The sequence below is a fragment of the Oribacterium sp. KHPX15 genome (assembly GCF_900107835.1).
Classification (GTDB): Bacteria; Bacillota; Clostridia; order Lachnospirales; family Lachnospiraceae; genus Oribacterium.
Window position 1 is genome coordinate 55,816 of the sequence record NZ_FNRG01000025.1, and the last position, 6,216, is coordinate 62,031.

The 6,216-nt window shown below is 44.2% G+C and carries 6 protein-coding genes; 2 read left to right on the plus strand and 4 right to left on the minus strand.

Annotated elements, in window-relative coordinates; genetic code table 11:
- Window positions 1-11: 11 nt before the first annotated feature.
- The 4 genes from BLV86_RS13445 to BLV86_RS17930 all read right to left on the minus strand — a co-directional run bounded on the left by BLV86_RS13445 (window position 12) and on the right by BLV86_RS17930 (window position 3,382).
- Window positions 12-854 carry a metal ABC transporter permease gene (locus BLV86_RS13445; protein ID WP_175456559.1) on the minus strand — a complete coding sequence of 281 codons (843 nt, stop codon included), beginning with the start codon at window positions 852-854 and terminating at the stop codon, window positions 12-14.
- Window positions 838-1,548: a metal ABC transporter ATP-binding protein gene (locus BLV86_RS13450; RefSeq protein ID WP_090818413.1), complete on the minus strand. Its 711-nt coding sequence runs from the start codon at window positions 1,546-1,548 to the stop codon at window positions 838-840. The genes BLV86_RS13445 and BLV86_RS13450 overlap by 17 nt, the downstream gene beginning before the upstream one ends.
- 15 nt (window positions 1,549-1,563) lie before the next feature.
- Window positions 1,564-2,814 carry a metal ABC transporter substrate-binding protein gene (locus BLV86_RS13455; RefSeq protein ID WP_090818417.1) on the minus strand — a complete coding sequence of 417 codons (1,251 nt, stop codon included), beginning with the start codon at window positions 2,812-2,814 and terminating at the stop codon, window positions 1,564-1,566.
- A gap of 157 nt (window positions 2,815-2,971) precedes the next feature.
- Window positions 2,972-3,382, minus strand: a complete 411-nt coding sequence (locus BLV86_RS17930) for a Fur family transcriptional regulator (RefSeq protein ID WP_175456560.1) — start codon at window positions 3,380-3,382, stop codon at window positions 2,972-2,974.
- Window positions 3,383-3,665: 283 nt separating this feature from the next.
- Between BLV86_RS17930 and BLV86_RS13465 the strand changes: the two genes are divergently transcribed.
- Window positions 3,666-4,757 (plus strand): GGDEF domain-containing protein, encoded by a 1,092-nt coding sequence (locus tag BLV86_RS13465; RefSeq protein ID WP_090818423.1) that lies wholly within the window; start codon window positions 3,666-3,668, stop codon window positions 4,755-4,757.
- 461 nt (window positions 4,758-5,218) lie between these two features.
- Window positions 5,219-5,809, plus strand: a complete 591-nt coding sequence (locus BLV86_RS17935) for an FMN-binding protein (protein ID WP_242873315.1) — start codon at window positions 5,219-5,221, stop codon at window positions 5,807-5,809.
- The last annotated feature ends 407 nt before the right edge of the window (window positions 5,810-6,216 follow it).

The following is a 6,216-nucleotide window of genomic DNA, read 5'->3' on the forward strand; positions in this document are numbered from 1 at the left end:
TGCGGATTTTTTTATTCGCCTTTTAAACTTCCTATACCACAGTGTATCAGGAAAAGTATCAGATCGAATATAACAATGGTGGAACCCACCGGTGTGGAAGCCAGGATGGATACCAGGATTCCGGTTACGGCTCCGAAGATTGAAAGAACCGCAGAATAAACGATTACGCCCCGGAAGCTCTGGAACACTCTCATTGCGGAAAGCACCGGGAACACCAAAAGGGCAGTTATCAGAAGCGATCCAACCAGGTTCATGGCAAGTACGATGACCATTGCGGTGATGACGGCTATCAGAGTCTGATAAGCGGCCGTATTGATGCCTGAGGCTTTGGCAAAACTTTCGTCAAAGGTCACCATGAAGATACGGTTATAGAACAGTACGAACACCAGAACGGTTATGATGGAAAGAACGATACATAACGTAACCTGCTCTCCTGTAAGGGTCAGAATCGATGTAGATCCGAACAGGGTTGTACATACATCGCCGGAAATATTGGCTGATGTGGAAAAGGTGTTCATAAGAAGATAACCGATTGCAAGGGCTCCCACGGAGTAAATGGCGATGGCTGAATCTCCGGTAAGCTTCTTGTTCTTTCCTCCTGCCAGAAGTAAAACCGCGGTAATGATAGTGACGGGAAGTATGATCACCATCTGATTTGTAACCTTAAGTACAGAGGCAACTGCCAGGGCTCCGAAGGCTACGTGGGAAAGTCCGTCTCCGATGTAGGAAAAACGCCTCAGCACCAGTATTACCCCCAGAAGGGACGAACAAAGGGCGGTCAGAACCGCAACTATGAGTGCGTATTTTACAAAGGGAAATCCCATATAATACTGTAGTTTAGCTATCCATTCCATCGGATTCCTCCTTGTTTAACTTGATGTAATTCTTGCTTTCCAGGTATGCATCCCTTTCTAGGAAGAGACTGCTGTCTTTGTTTACATGCAATACATGGGAAGCATACTGGAGGGCATTGAGATCGTGGGTTACCATGAGGATCGAGGTGCCGTTGGCATTAAGCTCTGATATAAGCTGATAAAGCTCGTCCGTTGCGGAAGGATCAAGGCCGCTTATGGGCTCGTCCAGAACCAGAAGCTTGTCCGTTGCACAGAGGGCTCTGGCAAGAAGTACACGCTGCTGCTGTCCGCCTGAAAGCTGTCGATAACTCTGAGAAGCAAGATCTGCTATGTGGAGCTGCTCCATCATGTTTTCTGCGGTCTGTTTCTGTTCCTTACTATAGAAAAAGCCGAAACCCTTTGTGATGGTTCCGGAAAGAACGATTTCACGAACTGTTGCCGGGAAATCGCGCTGTACTAATGTCTGCTGGGGAAGGTAGCCTATCTCTCTGGGAGTCAGTCCGTCACCGAGGGTTATGGAGCCTTCACAGGCACTCTGCAGGTGGAGAATGGTTTTCATAAGGGTACTCTTTCCCGCACCGTTTTCTCCCACAACGCAGATGTAATCGCCTTTATTGATCTCGAAATTGATCTCTTTTGCCACTATATAGGGACTGTAGCCTACGGCCAGGTCCGTGCACGTGATATATGCCATTGATGCCTCCGGGGCTTATTTCAAGCCCAACGCTGTCTTTAATGTCTTCAGGTTTTCTTCCATGGCTCCGAGATAAGTCTTTCCGCCATTTATAGCTTCCTGAGATACCGACTGGATGGAGTCTATAACCAGAATCTGCTGATTCTTTGATTTTGTATTGTTAAGAATGGTTTTGGCCACCTTCTGATCACCATTCTCAATGGTGAGGATGGCAGGTACCTGCAGCTCATCCACCTTGTTGGTGAGGAAAGAAATAGTTTCAAAGCTTGCTTCAGTTTCTGCTGAGCAGCCTACAAAGGCAGCATAGTAATCGAGGTTGTAATCGTCCACAAGGTAGCGGAAGGGGAAGCGGTCTCCGAAGATGATGGTCTTTACAGGAGCGGCTTCAACAGCTTTTTCGTATTCCTGATCAAGAGCCTTAAGCTCAGCCACATAATTATCGCAGTTTGTTTTTACTGTATCTGCAGATTCCGGTGCCAATGTCTCGATACGGTCAGCAATCATTTCAGTGAGGGTTTCTGCATTTCTGAGGGAAAGCCAAACGTGCTCGTCGTACTCGATTTCGCCCTCTTCGTGATGGTGATCATACGCCTCGTCATTGTGGTCATGATCCTCGGAATCCTGATCGTGTGCCTCGTCACTGTGGTCATGATCCTCGGAATCCTGATCGTGTGCCTCGTCACTGTGGTCATGATCCTCGGAATCCTGATCATTCGCCTTGTCACCGTGGTCATGATCCATGGTATTCTGATCATGTTCTTCGGCCTCATGGTTTCCGGTCTCGTGATCGTCGTGGTTATGATCCTCTGAGTCGTGATCATGATCAGCTTCCTGCATGCCTTCTTTAAGCTCTTCTTCCTTGACGCGGCTGCCGAGTGCATCCAGCATACTTATGGAAACGAGGTCCGGATTTATGGCATTTTTAAGGGCGCCCTCCACCCAGGAGTCGGACTCTCCTCCAATATATATGAAAAGATCTGAAGAACCTATGGTTGCGATGTCTACAGCGCTTGGCTGATAGCTGTGAAGATCAGCTCCTGTATTCTGGAGGTAAGTGATCTCAAATTCATCGTCCAGGCCCTTTGTGAGCTGACATACCCAGTCGTACTGCGGGAAGCTGGTGCAGACAACCGAAACCTTACCGGTTGAGGCGCCTCCGGGCTGTGAACTGTTTGATATCTCCGGGACAGAATTTTGGGAGCAGCCTGCAAGGGCTGAGACTGCAATGACCAAAGAAATAATTCCTGAGAGCATATTTTTCTTCATAATACTCCTCCTCATCTATAAATGTTTGTTTTCAGCCATTTATATCTGACACACAGATGTCAATCTAACAGGCTCATATATTAATGCTTTTTTTGAGCCTTAATATATGACACATTGAGGCACATCTGATCGGCTAATTCATCAATGATAAAATACGTTAAGCCCCTTTTCTGCAATCCTCACATAAACCGCAAATAGTTGTCATGTCGGCCTGTATGGTGAAGTTGTATTTCTTCATCATGTGTTCAAAAAATATTTCGCAGGTATCGTGCTCCAGGTGAAGGATTTTGCCGCAGTTCCTGCATCTTGCGTGTAAATGATTATGGCAGTCGATATGCTCCGAAACAAACTGGTAGAAAACAGAATCGGATTCCTGCCCCTTTGTCTTAAGGAGCATACCTTCCGAGGCCATCTTCTCAAGGTTTCTGTATATGGTAGCGGTATTGATATTAACATTCTGTTCTTTTGCGTAATCCATTACCTGCTTTGCGCTGAAGGCAGATTCCTGATGCTCTCTGGCATAGTTTTCAACCAGATAACTTCCTTTTGAATGATAATGACGCTGCATAAAAAGGTCCTTTTCAATAACAAACAACAAATTGCAAATCAATTGCAAATTTCCGACTTGCGCTATAATAACCTTATAGAAAGCCAATGTCAATATTTTTGCAAATGATTTGCAAATTTTAGGCATATAAGATATGTAAATATTGTTCTTTAAAAATTCATAATTTAGGTATACAATGGGAAAACTAACATGAACAAAGGAAGCATTGGGAACATTTGACCAATCAGACTTCCCCAAACAGGCAGCATTCAAACACTGCTTTCTCATATATAAAGAAGAGTTTATGAGCAGTTTAGAGTATTTAAAAATATTATTTACGACGACTCCGGATGTAGATGTACAAAACAGAGCCGATGATGAGAATGCCTACATAATGAAATATCTGACATTTGGTTTTGCTGTAGCGGAGCTTATTGCGATGGTTATATTTCTTCTTATAAGAAATGGACATTACAGCAGCAACTATAGCGTAAAACAGGCTTCAATTGGATTTCTGATAAATTTTGGATATTGCATTCTGGTCAGGTTTGCAAGGTTCTTCAGTCGAAACAGAACTCACAGGAAGATACTTAATGCCATATATTTTATCGCCCTTATCCTATGGAGTATCCATATTTCGATATATCATTATAAGATCGGAATGCAGATCAGTATTTTTTATGTTGTAATGATGGGAGTAACCTGCCTTGTGACACTACCTCCGAAATTTGCGACGGCTATGATACTGCTTGCTTTTGATGTCTTATTCTTTTTGGCATATCGATATGACGGAGCCGCAAATATTCATTCTGTGAACTATTTCTCCCTTGCCTTTATGTGCGTGACAGGTTCAGTTATGAGATTCAAAGCAAAGATAAGATCCATCAGTCAGATGATAGAGCTTGAACGTATCAATGCGGTGCTTGGCAAGGAAGCAAGGGAAGACAAGATTACGGGTCTTCGTAACAGGTTTGGTTTAAAAGATGACTATCAGAAGCTTGTAAGCCATGAAATATGCATCATAATGATAGACATTGATCATTTTAAAAAGTTCAATGACACCTACGGACATATCGTCGGAGACAGGGTATTGATTGATGTTTCCAATGCTTTGAAGGGGGCATTTTCACCCGGAATCGGATATCGTTTCGGCGGAGATGAGCTGATGGTCATCCTGAGGGATATTGGTGAAGATGAGGTCAAGGAAAAGATCAGCCTGTTCCGGAAAAAGATTGGCGGGATAGAAATAAGTGAGGTTGAACATAAGATAACCTGCAGTGTGGGCTATGCATTCGGCCGTGTAGAGGGTACCGAGGATTTTGAGGAAGTGAACCGGCAGGCAGACAACAAGCTTTATGAGAGCAAAAAACATCGTCCGGAATGGGTTGAAAAGTAAACAAGAGGCTTCGCCCGGAATGGGTTGAAAAGTAAACAAGAGGCTTCGTCCGGTATGGATTGAAAAGTAAACAAGAGGCTTCGCCCGGGATGGATTGAAAAGTAAACAAGAGGCTTCGTCCGGAATGGGTCGAAAAGTAAACAAGAGGCTTCGCCCGGAATGGGTCAAAAAACAAACAAAAGTCCTGGTACTGAATTGATTCAAAAATAAATAAAATGAAATCAATTTGAAAGAAATGCGTTTCGTTTGTTTGTGATTATTATCAATTTAGGAAGTATCTAAAAAGAATACTTGTTGAAAATCAACAGAGTTTTTCAAAAAAGGGCGGTTTTGTACCGCTCTTTTTTAATGCTTTGGATTTGACATGGAGGATGCAAAAGTGTAAAATCCGACTTTGTATTTGAAATGAGTCCCACCAGAATCAAAGGGACTGACAGTTCAGATCAAGGAGGAGAAAAAATATGAAGAAATTAGTAATGATGACAGCAACAGCAGGTCTTATGCTTGCACTTTCAGCATGTGGATCAACTTCAGCACCTGAGGCTACAACAGCTGCAGCTCAGGAGACAACAGTAGCAGCAGAAGAGACAACTGCAGCAGCAGAAGAGACAACTGCAGCAGCAGAGGAGACAACTGCAGCAGCAGAAGAGACAACTGCAGCAGCAGAGGAGACAACTGCCGCAGCAGAAGAGACAACTGCAGCAGCAGAGGAGACAACTGCAGCAGCAGAAGAGACAACTGCAGCAGCAGAAGAGACAACTGCAGCAGCTGAGGAGACAACAGCCGCAGCTGAGGAAGAGGGAACAACTCTTACAGGCACAGCAAAGGGCTTCGGCGGAGACGTTACAGTAACTCTTACAATGGATGGAGATAAGATCGTTAAAGCTTCTATCGAAGGCAAGGATGAGACTCCTAACGTTGGTGGTGCAGCACTTGCAGATCTTGAGAAGCAGATCGTTGATGCAGGTTCAGATGAGATTGACGGTGTTTCAGGCGCAACCATCACATCAACAGGTGTTAAGGAAGCTGTTAAGGCTGCTCTTGCCAAGTAATCGTAGGTCGTTATTAATAAACCGATAGTAAATCCCTTCCGGAGCATCTGTTATGGCAGATGACCCGGGAGGGATTTTCTGATTTTCAGAGCCACTGGAGAGAACCGTCCCCGATTGTCTTCGTCCCCGGTGATATTCTTTAGTCGGTAAACGTACCTTTATTTGATTGACTAATATCATATGTAGTAACAGTTCAGCCTGCAATGCTTCGCGAAGACCGTGGTCGGCTCTTTTCCCCACCATCCGGAGTTGTTGGAACCACTGATTGACCTTAAAACTCAGAATTCAGAATATAAGTCAATGTAACCTGCCATTCAGGATGACTCAAATGCTGATTATTTGAAATTGAGTCAATTTCAGGATGACCTAAATCCTGATTACCTGAAATTGAGTCAATGTAACCTGCC